Source organism: Polaromonas sp. SP1 (assembly GCF_003711205.1).
In the GTDB taxonomy this organism is placed as follows: Bacteria; Pseudomonadota; Gammaproteobacteria; order Burkholderiales; family Burkholderiaceae_C; genus Polaromonas.
In genome coordinates, this window is record NZ_CP031013.1 from 1,381,851 (window position 1) to 1,397,172 (window position 15,322).

At 64.8% G+C, this 15,322-nt stretch carries 16 protein-coding genes; 9 read left to right on the forward strand and 7 right to left on the reverse strand.

Features of this window, described 5'->3' with window-relative positions; genetic code table 11:
• Positions 1 to 26 precede the first annotated feature (26 nt).
• On the reverse strand, positions 27 to 530 hold the full coding sequence (locus DT070_RS21270; RefSeq protein WP_153976262.1) for a hypothetical protein: 504 nt from the start codon (positions 528 to 530) through the stop codon (positions 27 to 29).
• A 111-nt stretch (positions 531 to 641) separates the two neighbouring features.
• Positions 642 to 1,094 carry a hypothetical protein gene (locus tag DT070_RS06650; protein WP_122954682.1) on the reverse strand — a complete coding sequence of 151 codons (453 nt, stop codon included), beginning with the start codon at positions 1,092 to 1,094 and terminating at the stop codon, positions 642 to 644.
• Positions 1,095 to 1,591: 497 nt separating this feature from the next.
• On the opposite strand from DT070_RS06650, the gene DT070_RS06655 reads away from it, so the two are divergent.
• From DT070_RS06655 to DT070_RS06675, 5 genes are all read left to right on the forward strand, one after another.
• The gene (locus DT070_RS06655) at positions 1,592 to 2,395 is read left to right on the forward strand and encodes an endonuclease/exonuclease/phosphatase family protein (protein WP_122957289.1); all 804 of its coding nucleotides are present in this window, start codon (positions 1,592 to 1,594) and stop codon (positions 2,393 to 2,395) included.
• Positions 2,396 to 2,513: 118 nt separating this feature from the next.
• Positions 2,514 to 3,809 carry a cardiolipin synthase ClsB gene (gene clsB, locus DT070_RS06660; RefSeq protein ID WP_122954683.1) on the forward strand — a complete coding sequence of 432 codons (1,296 nt, stop codon included), beginning with the start codon at positions 2,514 to 2,516 and terminating at the stop codon, positions 3,807 to 3,809.
• Positions 3,810 to 3,816: 7 nt separating this feature from the next.
• Positions 3,817 to 4,833 (forward strand): lysylphosphatidylglycerol synthase domain-containing protein, encoded by a 1,017-nt coding sequence (locus DT070_RS06665; protein ID WP_122954684.1) that lies wholly within the window; start codon positions 3,817 to 3,819, stop codon positions 4,831 to 4,833.
• Positions 4,834 to 4,965: 132 nt separating this feature from the next.
• Complete coding sequence (locus DT070_RS06670; RefSeq protein ID WP_122954685.1) at positions 4,966 to 6,453, forward strand: putative DNA modification/repair radical SAM protein; 1,488 nt, start codon at positions 4,966 to 4,968, stop codon at positions 6,451 to 6,453.
• Positions 6,453 to 8,039, forward strand: coding sequence for a UdgX family uracil-DNA binding protein (locus DT070_RS06675; RefSeq protein ID WP_228778552.1), 1,587 nt, complete (start codon positions 6,453 to 6,455; stop codon positions 8,037 to 8,039). Before DT070_RS06670 ends, DT070_RS06675 begins: the two co-directional genes overlap by 1 nt.
• 125 nt (positions 8,040 to 8,164) lie before the next feature.
• Here the strand turns inward: DT070_RS06675 and DT070_RS06680 are convergent, their stop codons facing one another.
• The 3 genes from DT070_RS06680 to DT070_RS06690 all read right to left on the reverse strand — a co-directional run bounded on the left by DT070_RS06680 (position 8,165) and on the right by DT070_RS06690 (position 10,383).
• A complete protein-coding gene (locus tag DT070_RS06680) occupies positions 8,165 to 8,485 on the reverse strand; it encodes a hypothetical protein (RefSeq protein WP_122954686.1) in 321 nt (106 codons plus the stop codon).
• 167 nt (positions 8,486 to 8,652) lie between these two features.
• Positions 8,653 to 9,078: a PPC domain-containing DNA-binding protein gene (locus DT070_RS06685; protein WP_122957291.1), complete on the reverse strand. Its 426-nt coding sequence runs from the start codon at positions 9,076 to 9,078 to the stop codon at positions 8,653 to 8,655.
• Between the two features lie 144 nt (positions 9,079 to 9,222).
• A complete protein-coding gene (locus DT070_RS06690) occupies positions 9,223 to 10,383 on the reverse strand; it encodes a metallophosphoesterase (RefSeq protein WP_122954687.1) in 1,161 nt (386 codons plus the stop codon).
• Positions 10,384 to 10,658: 275 nt separating this feature from the next.
• On the opposite strand from DT070_RS06690, the gene minC reads away from it, so the two are divergent.
• From minC to minE, 3 genes are all read left to right on the forward strand, one after another.
• On the forward strand, positions 10,659 to 11,423 hold the full coding sequence (gene minC, locus DT070_RS06700; protein ID WP_122954689.1) for a septum site-determining protein MinC: 765 nt from the start codon (positions 10,659 to 10,661) through the stop codon (positions 11,421 to 11,423).
• Between the two features lie 77 nt (positions 11,424 to 11,500).
• The gene (gene minD, locus DT070_RS06705) at positions 11,501 to 12,319 is read left to right on the forward strand and encodes a septum site-determining protein MinD (protein WP_122954690.1); all 819 of its coding nucleotides are present in this window, start codon (positions 11,501 to 11,503) and stop codon (positions 12,317 to 12,319) included.
• Between the two features lie 3 nt (positions 12,320 to 12,322).
• A complete protein-coding gene (gene minE, locus DT070_RS06710; protein ID WP_092129842.1) occupies positions 12,323 to 12,583 on the forward strand; it encodes a cell division topological specificity factor MinE in 261 nt (86 codons plus the stop codon).
• A 335-nt stretch (positions 12,584 to 12,918) separates the two neighbouring features.
• On the opposite strand, the gene DT070_RS06720 is transcribed toward minE, so the two are convergent.
• Positions 12,919 to 13,872, reverse strand: a complete 954-nt coding sequence (locus DT070_RS06720) for an inositol oxygenase (RefSeq protein WP_228778551.1) — start codon at positions 13,870 to 13,872, stop codon at positions 12,919 to 12,921.
• Here DT070_RS06720 and DT070_RS06725 point away from each other — a divergent pair.
• A complete protein-coding gene (locus DT070_RS06725; protein ID WP_194965953.1) occupies positions 13,871 to 14,689 on the forward strand; it encodes an alpha/beta fold hydrolase in 819 nt (272 codons plus the stop codon). The genes DT070_RS06720 and DT070_RS06725 overlap by 2 nt on opposite strands.
• A 165-nt stretch (positions 14,690 to 14,854) precedes the next feature.
• Here DT070_RS06725 and DT070_RS06730 read toward each other — a convergent pair whose 3' ends face one another.
• Positions 14,855 to 15,082 carry a hypothetical protein gene (locus tag DT070_RS06730; protein ID WP_122954692.1) on the reverse strand — a complete coding sequence of 76 codons (228 nt, stop codon included), beginning with the start codon at positions 15,080 to 15,082 and terminating at the stop codon, positions 14,855 to 14,857.
• Positions 15,083 to 15,322 lie beyond the last annotated feature (240 nt).

Sequence of the window (15,322 nt, forward strand, 5' to 3'; positions counted from 1 at the left end):
GCCCGGCCCTGACGGCTTATGCAGCCTTACTTGGTGCCGCCGCTGATGGCAGCGCCGCCCTGCACACTGCCTTGCACGCCACCCTGGACACCGCCGGCCGTGCTGCTCACACCGTTGTAGGTGCGCTTGGCCGTGCTCTTCACCGCGTTACCGGTGCGGTTGGCCGCACGGGCTGTGCCGCGCACTGCGCCGTCCACCGCATTGCCGGTGTTGCCCACGGCATTGCCGGAAGCGCTCACGCCGGCGCCTGTGTTCAGGCTGCCGCTAGCGGGCATGCCCGAATTGGCAGCGGCTGCAGCATTGGCCCGCGCACCCGCGTCGATGTTGGTGTTCTGGCCTGCATTGACACCCAGGTTCACGCCCAGGCCGGCACCGGCGCTACCGCTGGTGTTGTTCAGGCCTGCGCCTGCACCCGCGCCTACGCCAACACCGACACCGACACCCTGCGCAAAAGCGCCGGGAGCAGCCAGTGCGGCAGCCAGGGTCAGCGCCACGGCGCCGGGAATCGAGCGAATAAAGTACTTGGACATATCAGTCTCCTTGAAAAAAGATGGCAGGCCATCTGGCCGCTCACCTGGCGGGACACAGCAAGCTTGCCTTGTCCCAATCCCGGCCCGTCAGGGCCAGGGGAATCCGGCTACTTACTTGGTGCCGCCGGAAGCAGCACCGTCGGGCTTGGCCATGGCGCCACCGGTCGTAGTGGCGGCTGTGTCACGTGCCGCTTGATTGGAAGCCTTCTTGGCAGCGCGTTTTTCACGCTTTTCTGCCTTGGCGGCCGTACGTGCGTCGGCATCTTTGGTGGCAGAGCCGCCCATCGGGGCTGGTGACACTGCATCCTTGGGGTTGGTCGTGCCGCCGGTCATGGTGGCGCTGGCAGCCACAGGGTTGCCGGAGCTGTTGCCGGCTTCTGCGCCTGCACGGGCTGTGGCTTTGGTGTTGGGGGCTGCCTGCACCTGGTCGTTGGGTTTGGTGCTGCCGGGCGGCGTTGTAGTGTTGTTCGTCTGTGCATGCACCTGCGCGCCGAGCAGCAGGGCTGCAGCCATGGCCGCAGCAGCGGGAATAGAGCGCATCGAGAGTTTGTTGGTCGTCTTCATAGTGTCATTTCCTTCGGTTGGCCTCATAAGTTAAGGCGAGTTTGATAACAGGCCCTGATGTGATTACGGGGCTGATTTCAATTTAGGCGGCAAGCACAATCGCACTTGCCGGAGAGGCACGACGCACCATGTAGGACACTGCGCCCGCGGCCTGTGGTTGCGCCGCACCCTTTGCATGTGAAGAAAAGAAGGCGTGTGGGCCGGGCGTGCAAATAAGTTTCTGTCCTACAACTTGGGCAAACGCCCCCGCCACACAATCAACGCCAAGGTCAACACCAGGGTCGCCAGGGTCGCAGCAGCAAGCCCTACCCAGGTGTGCGGCAGGCGCGTATCCTGTTCCTTCTGCTTTTTTTCCAACCGCGCCCTGCCACTTTTTGCCCTCTTTTTTTATGCAGCCTTCTTTTCCAGAGCCCTCAGATGCCACCCGCCGCAGCGCGCCTGACGCGCTGTCTGTCGCCGTACCCGTGCCGCGCCCCAAAGCCGGCACGCAGATCGACATGGCCGCTGTCGAGGCCGACACCCAGACCGCACTGGCCGCCGTCAGCCCCGAGTCCTCGTTCTCCTTCAAGGTGCTCACGGTCAACATCCACAAGGGCTTCACCTTCTTCAACCGCAAGTTCATCCTGCCCGAGCTGCGCGAAGCCGTGCGCACCGTGGGCGCCGACGTGGTGTTCCTGCAGGAGGTGACGGGCACGCACGCCAAGCACGGCGACAAGTTCGACAACTACCCCGAAACACCGCACTACGAATTCCTGGCCGACACCATCTGGCCGCAGTTCGCCTACGGCCGCAACGCCGTGTACACCAACGGCCACCACGGCAACGCGGTGCTGTCCAAATTTCCCATCGTGCGGTTTGAAAACCGCGACGTCTCCATCAGCGGCCCCGAGCGCCGCGGCCTGCTGCACTGCGAGCTGCAGATCCCCGGCCGCAGCGTGAACGTGCACGCCATCTGCGTGCACCTGGGCCTGATGGAGTCGCACCGCGAAAAGCAGCTCGACATGCTGTGCGAGCTGGTGCGCAAAGACATCCCCGCGCACGCGCCCGTGGTGGTGGCCGGCGACTTCAACGACTGGCGCCACCGTGCCCACGACCGGCTTGAAAAAGGCGCCGAGTTGCACGAAGTGTTTGTGCAGGCCAACGGCAAGGCGGCGCGCACCTTCCCCGCGCGCATGCCCCTGCTGCGCCTGGACCGCATCTATGTACGCAACGCCATCGGCCATGCGCCGGTGGTGCTCCCGCTGCGGCCCTGGTCGCATTTGTCAGATCACGCGCCGCTCGCGGCAGAAATCGAGCTTTAAATATGACCCCCACGCTCGTCACTGCGTGTACTTCGCTGCCCCCCGAGGGGGCTAATTTTCCTTGGGACGGCCCGGCGGAAAATTTCATGTCTCTCGCGCTCCCTGAAGGGGAGGCATCATGAGTCGTTGGGTCAGCGGCAATCAATTCCGTCTTCTCGAAAACGGCGAGGAATTTTTCCCGCGCGTCTTTGAGACCATCGCCGCCGCCAAGCGCGAAGTCATTGTCGAAACCTTCATCCTGTTTGAAGACAAGGTGGGCGAGCAGCTGCATGCAGCGCTGCACGCCGCCGCGCGCCGGGGTGTGCAGGTCGACCTGACCATCGACGGCTACGGCTCGCCCGACCTTTCGCCCGAATTCCTCACCACCCTCACCCGCGCCGGCGTGCGCATCCATGTGTTTGACCCGGGCGCCAGGCTCTGGGGCTGGCGCACCAACCTGTTTCGCCGCATGCACCGCAAGATCGTGGTGGTCGACGGCGAGCGCGCCTTTGTCGGCGGCATCAATTACTCGGCCGACCACCTGGCCGACTTCGGCCCCGAAGCCAAACAGGACTACGCCGTCGAGATCGAAGGCCCCATCGTCGCCGTCATCGACTCGTTTGTGCACAGGGCCCTGGCCGCCGGCCACCGCAATGCCGGCGCAGAGCCGCCGCCCGGCCTGCGCGAGCGCATTGCCAACCGTGCACGCACCATGGCCGGCACCTGGCGCAGCGACAAGGTGCTCGCGCCGGCCGGAGAGGCTTCCGCCTTCTTTGTCACGCGCGATAACCGCAAACACACCAACGACATCGAGCGCCACTACCGCGCTGCCATCCGCACGGCGCGCACGCGCGTGGTGATTGCCAACGCCTACTTCTTTCCGGGCTACCGGCTGCTCCGGGAAATGCGCCGTGCGGCGCGGCGCGGCGTCGACGTGCGCCTCATCCTGCAGGGTGAGCCCGACATGGCCATCGTCAAGACGGCGGCCAGCATGCTGTACCACCACCTGCTCGACGCGGGTGTGCGCATTTACGAATACTGCGAGCGGCCGCTGCACGGCAAGGTCGCCGTGATCGACGACGAATGGGCCACCGTGGGCTCCAGCAACCTGGACCCGCTCAGCCTCTCGCTCAACCTCGAGGCCAATGTCGTCATCCGCGACCGCGCCTTCAACCAGCACCTGAGCGAGCGGCTGGACGCGCTGATCCAGCACAGCTGCAAGCAGATTGACCGCACAGACCTGGTCGAGTCGACCTGGTGGCGCAAGCTGCGCAGCTATTTTGTGTTTCACCTGCTGCGCCGCTACCCCGCCTGGGCCGGCTGGCTGCCGGCGCACGCACCGCGCCTGACGCCCGCCGGCTCACTGGCGCCCAACCCCGCCAGGCCGCCTTCTTCGCCATCTTCCGAAGCTGTGGGCCAGGCCAAACCGGTGTGAGGCCCTGATGGCCCAAAGCCGCACCCTGCCCGCGCCCGGCGCTGGGCCGCTCCCGGTACCCGACCGGCCGATCCGGCGGCCTCTCAACGAAAAACGCTGGTGGGCCTGGCTCAAGCGCGGCGTCACCGTCGTCTTTTTTGCGCTGGTCACCGCCCTGCTCGTGTCGCAGGCCCGCACCATCGAATGGGGCCAGGTGCTGACCTCGCTCGAGGACTATCCCGTCACCGCCGCCTGGGGCGCCGTGATGCTGGCGCTGGCCAGCTTCACGCTGTACAGCTGCTTTGACCTGCTGGGCCGGCACTACATCGGCCACACGCTGCCCACCCCTACAGTCATGCTGGTGACTTTCGTCAGCTACGCCTTCAACCTCAACCTCGGCTCGCTGGTGGGCGGCGTCGCCTTTCGCTACCGGCTCTATTCGCGCCTGGGCCTGCGCACCGGCGCCATCACGCGCATCATGTCGCTCAGCATGCTCACCAACTGGATGGGTTACCTGCTGCTGGCCGGCCTGGTGTTCACCCTCAGGCCGCCCACCCTGCCGCCCGGCTGGCCCATCACCAGCGAGCACCTGCGCCTGATCGGCTTTGTGCTGCTGGCAGTTGCCGCGGGTTACCTCGCCATTTGCGCCTTCTCGCGCCGGCGCACGCTGGGGCTGCGCGGCCATGAGATCGAGTTGCCCTCCCTTCGCCTGGCCGCCCTGCAGCTGGTGATGGGCGCCGGCAACTGGCTCATCATGTCGTCGATCATCTTCATCCTGCTGCAACACCGCATCGAGTTCCCCGCCGTCGTCGCCGTGCTGCTGCTGGCCGCCGTGGCCGGTGTCATCACCCACATCCCCGCCGGGCTGGGCGTGCTGGAGGCGGTGTTTGTCGCCCTGCTGTCGCACCTGATGCCGCAAGCCGAAATACTGGCGGCGCTGGTGGCCTACCGCGTGATCTATTACCTGGTGCCGCTGGGCGTGGCCGCGGCGGCTTACCTGGTGATGGAAGCCAGGGCCAGGCAGTTACGCCGGCAAACAGGCTAACGCCCTCACTTCGCCTCACAGCCGGGGGAAAGAGCCCCTTTTGGCGTCCTTTAGACGCTAAAGCCACAGGTTGATAGGGGCCTTGCGCTCACTTTCATACCCAAACCCAGCCAAACACTGTATATTCATACAGTGGAAACCACTCAAAAGCTCGCCATCCTGGCCGACGCGGCCAAATACGATGCCTCCTGCGCGTCCAGCGGCACCAGCCAGCGCGACTCGGTGGGCGGCAAAGGCATCGGCTCCACCGAGGGCTCGGGCATTTGCCACAGCTACGCGCCCGACGGCCGCTGCATCTCGCTGCTGAAAATCCTGCTGACCAACTTCTGCACCTACGACTGCCTTTACTGCGTCAACCGCGTCAGCAGCAACGTGCCCCGGGCCCGCTTCTCGGTCGATGAAGTCGTGCAGCTCACCCTGTCTTTTTACCGCCGCAACTGCATCGAGGGGCTCTTCCTGTCCTCCGGCATCATCCAGAGCCCCGACTACACCATGGAGCGCGTGGTCGAAGTCGCCCGGGTGCTGCGCGAAGAGCACGACTTTCGCGGCTACATCCACCTCAAGACCATTCCCGACGCCTCGCCCGAGCTGCTGGCGCGCGCGGGCCGCTACGCCGACCGCCTGAGCATCAACATCGAACTGCCCACGGTGCAGGGCCTCGAAGCCCTTGCCCCTGAAAAAGACAGCGCCGCCATCAAACGCTCCATGGCGCGGCTGCGGCTGCACATCGACAACGCCAGTGGTGAAGCGCGCGACGCGGCTAAAACCAGCGTCATCTCCTTGCCAGGTTCATCCGTTCGCCGTGCCGCGGCGCCGCGCTTTGCACCGGCCGGCCAAAGCACCCAGATGATCGTCGGCGCCGACAGCGCCAACGACCGCACCATCCTGCAAGCCAGCACCCTGCTCTACAGCGCCTACCGCATGCGGCGCGTGTATTACTCGGCCTTCAGCCCTATCCCGGATGCGTCGTCCAGCCTGCCGCTGCGCCAGCCGCCGCTGATGCGCGAGCACCGGCTGTACCAGGCCGACTGGCTGATCCGCTTCTATGGTTTTGCGCACGACGAAATCGTCGCACCGCCCGTCTGCGGAACGGATGGCACGGACACCAGCAGCGGCATGCTGGCGCTCGACATCGACCCCAAGCTTGCCTGGGCGCTGGCGCACCGCGCGCAGTTCCCGGTAGACCTCAACCGCGCGCCGCGCGAAATGCTGCTGCGCGTGCCGGGCTTGGGCGTGAAGGCTGTCGTGCGCATACTCGCCGCCCGCCGCGTGCGCCAGTTGCGCGCAGACGACCTGCTGCGCCTGCATGTGCCGCTCAAGAAAGTTTTGCCCTTTGTACTGGTGGCTGACCACCATCCCGGCGCCACGCTGGATGCCGCGCATCTGGCCGCATCACTCTCGCCCGCACCGGCGCAGCGCGGCCTGTTTGATGAGCCAGAGCAACTCACTGCGCCTGCGCCCGCCGCGAGACCGCACACCGCAAAGCTTCCTGATTTCAGCGGCCCGCCCGCGCGCATCGCTCCGGCCGATACGGCACCTTTGCCTACAGCGCATTCGCAGCCGCACCGCGCACCATGGGAGGCAGGATTTGAAGATGAAAGGCACAGCGTATGGGCGTGATGAACGATCCCCTGACCAGCGACCTCTTTCCGCAAAGCCAGCTCCCGGTGATGCTGCAAGGCCCGGCTGATCTCGACGGCTTCCGCCGCGCAGCCCGCAGCCTGCTGGCCCAGCAAATGCTGCCCGAGCAGGTCAGCTGGCACAGCACCGACACGGCGGTGCAGGATCTTTTTGCCGACGCGCGCGCGCCCGGCGGCCCCTTTCACGACAACCCCGCCTTCAGCGACGCACCCGCCATCAGCGTGCCGCCCGACTTCATGAAACTGTGCGAAGAAGTCATCCTGCACAGCGACCCCAACCGCTTCGGCCTGCTGTACCGCATCCTCTGGCGCCTGGTGCACGAGCCCGGCCTGCGGCAAGACCCGCTGGACGCCGACCGCGTCAAGGCCGGCCAGATGGCGCAAGCCGTGCGCCGCGACATGCACAAGATGAAAGCCTTTGTGCGCTTTCGCACCGTACTCGACGACACCTTCAAGTCCAACCCCGAAATCGGCCCGCTGCATGTGGCCTGGTTTGAACCCGAACACCACATCATTGAAGCCGTCGCGCCGTTCTTTGCCCGCAGGTTCGCCCAGATGCGCTGGGCCATCCTCACGCCCGAGGCCAGCGTTGAATGGAACGGCGGGCAACTGCGCTTTGGCCCCGGCGGCACGGCCGCTGATGCGCCGCCGCCCGACGCCGGTGAACAGCTGTGGCTCACTTATTACCAGCACATCTTCAACCCCGCGCGGCTGAAGATGCAGATGATGCAAAAGGAAATGCCGCGCAAGTACTGGAAGAACCTGCCCGAGGCCGAACTCATCTACCCGCTGGCAGCCGCTGCACAGCAACGCAGCACGCAGATGATCGAGCAGGAGGCCACCGTGCCGGCGCGCCGCATTCCGCCGGCCATGCCGATCCAGTTGATTCGCGTCGACGACAACGACGGGGCGCATGCCAACGAAGCCCCTTGCCATGCAGCCCACACAGAATCCGCCGAATCCGCAAAGCCCGGGATCGTGGAAGTCGTGCGTTCACACGCCGCATTGCAGCGCGCCACCAACCGCTGCCGCGAATGCCCCATTGGTGAACACGCCACGCAGTCCGTCTGCGGCGAAGGTCCGCGCAAGGCCGGCATCATGCTGGTGGGCGAACAACCCGGCGACCAGGAAGACCTGGCCGGCAAGCCCTTTGTCGGCCCCGCCGGCCAGCTGCTGGACCGCGCCCTCGCCCAGTTGGGCATCGCCCGCGACAAGGTGTTTGTGGCCAATGCCGTCAAACACTTCAAATATGAGTTGCGCGGCAAACGGCGCATTCACAAAACGCCCACACAACGCGAAATCGCCGCCTGCTCACACTGGCTGGAAGACGAAATCGCCATGGTGCAGCCCACTTTGCTGGTCGCCCTGGGCGCCACTGCCGCGCGCTCGCTGCTGGGCAAGGCAGTGCCCGTCATGGCCAACCGCGGCCAGATCCTTGAGCGCGAAGACGGCCGCAAAGTGCTTGTCACCCTGCACCCGTCGGCACTGTTGCGCGTGCCGCAGCCTGAATACGAGCAGGCTTACCGCGACTGGCTGAACGACCTCTCGCGCATCAACCCGCATTAGGCCCTGTAGGCCCTGTAGGCCCTGCACCAGGCCCATGCCCATGCCCAGGTGCCGATCAGACTTTCGCTATCAATTTAATAGCTATAACCCTTGATGTCTGCTGGGCAAAACTGCGATTTGATCCTTCAAGGCTGGCGAGGCGCGGAGGCCGCTGCGCCCGGCTGCGCGGCTTGCCCAGGCGCGGTCAGCACCGTGTCCCGGCTGTCGCTGCTGCCAGGCGGCAGCACGGGGCGTACGCTGGAGTCGCGCGGGTCCGCAGGCGGTAACGGCGCCTCGGGCAACTGCGCGCGGTAAGCCGGGTTGCGGTTGATCCGCTGGGGCAGCGGCACGGTGACCTGGGGTGTCACCTTGGGGGGCGAGCGGTCCGGCTCAGGCTGGGCGGCCGCCCAGGGCACCGCCGTCAGCATCAGCAGCGCGGCGGCGGCTGGAATCGTCCGTTGTTGCATGGCATACCTCCTTGGGTTGCGGGCGCCGGCGGTGTGTGGATCATCCACACACATGCCCGGCAGATCTCTGGGCTCTGGGCTAAGGGCAGGACCGGCAAGCTGGCTGGGCACTTCAGTTTAGGCCGATCGCCCCGTCATGGCCATTGCCCCGGCCGCCTGTGCCCCTGTCAGGAGGGGCCTACAGGCAGGCGCCCCACCACCAGCTCCTTGAAGCCCGTCTGCGCATCCTGCGCCCGGGTGAAGGCCCAGCCCGGCAAAGGCGCCAGCACGATCTCCGCCGTCGTCCGCACGATGCAGCCCGGCATCACATGGCCGCCCCGCATGTTGCCCCGCGCATCGGCCACGCTGGCATGCAGGTGTGCACCGTCGGGGCTCAAGGTGCCTGAGAGCGTGATGAGCTCCAGCGCTTCGGCCAGCACTGTGCCGGCGGGTTCGGCGGCGTAGCGCAGCACTGCGCGTGAGAGGCTGCCCACTGCAGAGATGACGCAGGCCGCTTGTGCGTCTTGCTCCGCCTGCAGTTGGGCGAAGGCGGCATCCAGGGCGGCGCGAAGGTCTTCGCCCGGCGCCAGGCGCAGGACCAGGGTTTGGGACATGGCTTGCAGCGTAGACGATGTGGCGGGGGTTGCGCAAGCCGTGCCGGCCGCGGCGCCGTCCGGCCGCGCCGGCAAAATCGCTATCAATTCAGGAGCGCTTAGCCAAGGCGGTGATTGGGCTGGAGGCCAAAAACACCAAAATCCTCACCCAACCACCAACCTCAACATTGTGATCTCCGAAGGCGCGCCAAACCGTTTCGGCGGGCCCCAGTAGCCGGTGCCGCGGCTGGTGTAGACCCAGAGGTTTTGCAGCTTGTGCAGGCCCGCCGTAAACGGCTGCTGAAAGCGCACAAACAGATTCCACGGATAGAACTGCCCGCCGTGTGTGTGGCCTGAGAGCTGCAGGTCGAAGCCGGCTTTGGCGGCGGCTGCGGCGCTGCGGGGCTGGTGGGCCAGCAGCACACGCACGGCATTCAGCGGCGCACCGCGCAGGGCTTGTTCGGGGTCGCTGCGGTGGGCGGGGTCGAAGTGGCCGGCGCTGTAGTCGGTGACACCGGCCAGCACCAGCGGCATGTTGTCTTGCGCCGCCGCGGCTGCCGGTGGGCGGATGACGACGTGCTGGTTGAGCAGCACCGTCAGGCCCAAACGGCGCAGCTCATCAATCCAGGCATGCGCACCGGAGTAGTACTCGTGGTTGCCCGTCACAAAGTAGGTGCCGTGGCGCGACTTCAACCCGGCCAGCGGCGCGACATGGGCGGCGAGCTCGCTCACCTTGCCGTCGACCAGGTCGCCGGTGATGGCCACCACGTCGGCCCCCTGCGCATTGACCTTGTCGACGATGCGCTGCAAGTACGCCGCCTTGATCGTCGGCCCCACATGGATGTCGCTGATCTGCGCCAGGGTAAAGCCTTCAAACGCGGCCGGCAGGCCCTTGATAGGCACGTCGACCTTCACGATGGCGGCGGTGCGGCGCGCATTGAGAAAACCCAGCACGGTGATCACGATGCCCAGCAGCGGCACGGCTTCTGCGGTGGTGGTGCGCAGCCAGGCCATGGGCAGGTGGCCGGGCGCGGCCAGGTCGGCGAGCCACAGCAGCAGCAGGCCCGCATCGCGCGCCAGCGTGAGCACCAGCATCGATGAGAAGAGGCCCATGAAGAGCAGGCCGATCCAGGTCAGCACGTCGGCCAAGGGTTGTTTGGCCACACGCCCGGCCATCAGGCCCAGCGGCATGAGCAGCGCGGAGAGCGCCAGGCCTGCCATCAACAGCCATTGGCCGGTGGGCCAGGCGGCCAGCTCAGGCACAAGGCGTGCGCCAATGTAAACATGGAGCAGCGCGGTTACAAGCGCCAGGGGCAGGAAGTTCATGAAAAGAGTCCGTGGTACGAAGCCTTGCATATGGGTGCAGGCCCCGTGCATTCAATGCTTGCGCGGTTTTTCACCGCGGCGCGTGTGCACCACATCAGTGCCGCTGTCTACCGCTTGCGCGGCGCGCGGGCGTTTCACCCGCTCACAAGTGCGACAAAGCGTGCGGCCCGATGCACGCATTCGGCGGCTACCCTCGGCCATCTTTTCATCGCTTCTGTCCTTTTTCTCTTCAGCGCAGCCCTCGCCGGCCGCCCCTTCCTTATTCCCATGACTCCATGACCGTTGCCATACAGGCCACCACTCCCGCCACCTTCGAAATCAAGAGCGCCAACCTGCCCCTGGTGGCCTTGCTGCTCAAGTCCACTGACCTCGTCGCCCTCGCGCGTGAGCTGGAGGCCCGCTTCGGCGACATCCCCGACTTCTTTGACCAGGACGCGCTGATGATCGACCTCTCGCCGTTGCAGGCCGCCGCGCAGCGCGGACAGCCGGTGGGTGAGATCGACTTCCCCGCCCTCATCACCCTGCTGGGCAGCTACCAGCTGGTGCCGCTCTCTGTGAAAGGCGGCAACGCGGCGCAAATGGCTGCGGCGCTGCAGGCCGGTTTGTTGCCCGTGCCCGATGCGCACCTGTTGCCCACGCGGCCCGCGCCTGCTGAGCCCGCCCATACGCCGGCAGTTCCTCCCCCCGCACCGCAGGGCGCCATGGTCATCGACAAACCTTTGCGCTCAGGCCAGCAGGTGTATGCGCGCGGCCGCGACCTGGTGGTGCTGGCCATGGTCAATGCCGGGGCGGAAGTGATTGCCGACGGGCACATCCATGTGTATGCGCCGCTGCGCGGCAAGGCCATGGCCGGCGCGCGCGGCAATGGGGATGCACGCATCTTCTCGCTGGCACTCGAAGCGGAGCTGCTGTCGATTGCCGGCGTGTACCGCACCAGTGAACACCCGCTGCCCGCTGGCATGGCAGGCAAGCCCACGCAAGTGCGCCTCGTGCCTGGCGAAGAGGGCGACAAACTCGTCATGAACGTGATGACCGCATGAACACAGCAACCCTGCTTCCATCGGCTACTCCCGCCTCCACGCAAAACATCTCTCCCGCTCTCCAAGGAAATTCAAGAATGGCAAAAATCATTGTGGTCACCTCCGGCAAGGGCGGCGTGGGCAAAACCACCACCAGCGCCAGCTTCGCAACCGGCCTGGCACTGCGCGGCCATAAAACCGCCGTCATCGACTTCGACGTGGGCCTGCGCAACCTGGACCTCATCATGGGCTGCGAGCGCCGCGTCGTGTATGACCTCATCAACGTCATCCAGGGTGAAGCCACGCTCAACCAGGCGCTCATCAAAGACAAGCAGTGCCACAACCTCTTTGTGCTGGCCGCCTCGCAAACCCGCGACAAGGACGCGCTGACCAAAGACGGCGTGGAGAAGGTGCTCAAAGACCTGGGCAAGATGGACTTTGAATACATCGTGTGCGACTCGCCCGCCGGCATTGAAACCGGCGCGCTGATGGCCATGCACTTTGCCGACGAAGCCCTGGTGGTGACCAACCCCGAAGTCTCATCGGTGCGCGACTCCGACCGCATCCTCGGCATGCTGTCGAGCAAGACCAAGCGCGCCATCGACGGCGGTGACCCGATCAAAGAGCATCTGCTCATCACCCGCTACAACCCCGGCCGCGTCGACCAGGGGCAGATGCTCTCGCTCGAAGACATCAAGGACATCCTGCGCATCAAACTCATCGGCGTGATCCCCGAATCCGAATCGGTGCTGCAGGCCTCCAACCAGGGCGTGCCGGCGGTGCATATGCAGGGCAGCGATGTGTCGGAGGCCTACAAAGACGTGGTCGACCGCTTCCTGGGCGACAAAGACAAACCCATGCGTTTCATCGACGCGCAAAAGCCGGGGATCTTCAAGCGCTGGTTTGGAGGCAAATAAAGCATGGCGTCTTTCCTTTCCTTCCTGCTTGGCGAGAAGAAGAAAACCGCCAACGTCGCGAAAGAGCGGCTGCAAATCATCCTGGCGCACGAGCGCACCGACCGCAGCCCCAAGCCCGACTATTTGCCGGCCCTGCAACGCGACCTGATCGCCGTCATCGCCAAATACATCCCCATCAACCCCGACCACATCAAGCTGCATTTAGAGCGGCAAGACAACCTGGATGTGCTGGAAGTGAAGATCGAGCTGCCAGACAAGAAATAAAGCCGAGCCCCGGCCCCCTGTATTCGGCTGCTTGGTATTAGGTCCCCGCTCCTGTTCCCGATTGCCCCTTCTGGATGCGCCGAGGAGCACAGGGCCAGACGGATCAGGGATCGCGATTGTCTGAGCGAAGTGCAACGTAGCGAGTTCGAGCGAGACCCCGTCTGGACCGAGCACCGCAGGTTGCCCGCAGCGAAGCGCAGGGACGCAGCCAGCAGGGTCGCCTTTTCTTTGCTTACTTTCTTTTGGCGAAGCAAAAGAAAGTGAGTTGCCGCCGGGCAACCCCCGGCCAGCAATCCTCAGCCAAGTAAGCGCCAGTCGGAATAAGAACCAGGGAACTACAGCTTGAGTTGAGAAGGCAAATACTTCGCCATCAAGTCCTCGTAATACGGCCTGAGTTCGGCCAACACAGGCGGCTTGTCATTCTTGGAATAAAGGTCGTAGGGGTTGAACTTCTGCACCCACCCCAGGTGCGCGGCATCTTGCGCATCCGTCAGGTGGCCATACTGCCCCTCCCGGTGCCACGCATAAAACGAGTGATACCGAATCATGTACAGCGCAGGCAGCGGCAAGTGCGCCTTCATCAGCTGGTACAGGTACTCGTCATGGCCCCACGACATATGCACCGCATCCAGCCCGCAGCCAGGCGTGTAAATCCCGTTCTCCGTGTTGTAGCGCGCATCAGCACTGTCGGGGTTCAGCGCAAAGTACTCCGGGTAAACAACCCGGCCTGAAAACTTGCACCCCACCGGAAACGTATCCCCCACCACCGCCCACTGCGGCTCACCAAACAGGCACAGCACCTTGCCCAGGTCGTGGATAAACCCCGTCAGCACAAACCAGTCCGGGTGGCCGTCGGCGCGAATCGCTTCGGCGGTCTGCAGCAGGTGGCTGATCTGCGGCAGCTCGATGTCGGGGTCCGACTCATCGACCAGCGTGTTAAGGAATTCCAGCGCCGCCCAGGGCGTCATCTCGCGCTGAGAGAACGTCAGCCACTGCGCTTTTTTGGCCAGCACAAAGTCCAGCGTCTGGTGCTGGTGGTTGTTGCGGTAAAAGGTGCGCACCCTGTCGATGCCGGGCTGCGCGTAGTCGCGATAAGCGGCGCGCTCGGGCTCGCTGGCGAGCAGTGCGGTGTGAATGGAAGGGCTGGCGGCGGCTTGCGGCGTGGCGTTCATCATCATCCAGGCATTGTAGAAAGGCGTGCCGCTGCGTGCAAACCCGGCTGCGGGGCCGCGGGCGCGCAGGTACGATGCCGCCATACCCTCCCCGCAACCCTTGAATAAGGCCCTCATGCGCTGTCCCATCAATCGCCGCCTCGTCACCCTCGCCCTGCTGGCAGCCTCCACACTGCTGGGCGGCATCGCGCATGCACAAGACGCCAAAATCGGCGTCCTCATGCTGCACGGCAAAAGCCCCGGCAGCAACCGCGACCCCAACATGAGCCGCCTCAAGCCCGTGCTGGAGGGTGCCGGCATGCTGGTGCTCTACCCCGACATGCCCTGGTCGCGCAGCCGCTACCTTGACGGCAACTGGGACAAGGCCATGGCCGAAATGGCCACGCACGTACAAGCCCTGCGCAGCCAGGGCGCCACCAAAATCGTGATCGCCGGCCACAGCCTGGGCGTGCCCGCCGCCATGAGCTTTGCCGCGCGCGGCGGCGACGTGCAGGCCCTGGTGCTGCTGGCGCCCGGCCACGTGCCAGTGCGCTACTACACCGCCCTGCAAAACACCTCGGTGCGCGAAAGCATCGACGAAGCCCGCAAGCTGGTCGCCGACGGCAAGGGCGATTCGCGTGAACGCTTTAACGACATCAACCAGGGCAAGCAACAGCCCGTGGTGGCCACCGCCAAAGACTATTTGAGCTACTTCGACCCGACGTCTGACGCCGAGATGAGCGTGACCGCATCACGCATCCCGCCCGGCACACCCGTGATGACGGTGGTAGGCGACGAAGACGGCATCAGCAAATACGCCAAGCCCTACTTCGCCGACAAATTCCCCGCCAACCCCAAAAGCCAGTACCTCGAAGTCAAGGCCAACCACCTGACCACGCCTGTCGTGGCCAGCGAGGCGGTGGTGGTGTGGATCAAGGCTGCGACGACGCCGTGAGCCCCGGCAGGGAGTTCTGGCAAAAGCAAGCGCTGATGGCACGCCACTGCCGATCTTCACTCCCTCTCCCTCTGGGATGGTGAGGGCTAGCGACCTCAATCCCCACTTGCTATCAGTTTTATAGCTACAAGCCAAGGTAGCGCCTTGGCTTGAGGCCTTATTTGCTTAAGAATTTGTTGATGTATCTGCAGCGCCTGGCGCCGGCAAGCCCTGCGGGCTCGCCCCCACCGCCGGCTGCGAAAGGCTGACATTCGCCCGCTTCTGCACAGGGTCTGTCATATCCGTATCGGAATCCGGCATGACACTCCACGCCATCGCGGTCGTCAACACCACCAGCGAAGGAATGGCCCGCAAATAGCGCGGCCGAAATAAAAAGTCTGCAATCTTCTTCATGGCATCACCTCAGCTGCAAAAAACCAGCAGCAAGGTTTCATCCTGCTCCGCCAGGCTTAGAGCTGTGCGTCTGCCACGTTGCGCTATGTATCAAATTGCGCCAAAGCCCGGCCGGCGGGGGCTGCCAGACGGGGTCTTTACTTTCATAACCGTTCGGGCTGAGCCTGTCGAAGCCTTTTCCCCTCACCCACCCGCTCGGGCTGAGGTATCAAAGCTTTGCACCGCAACAAGCCTTGCCAG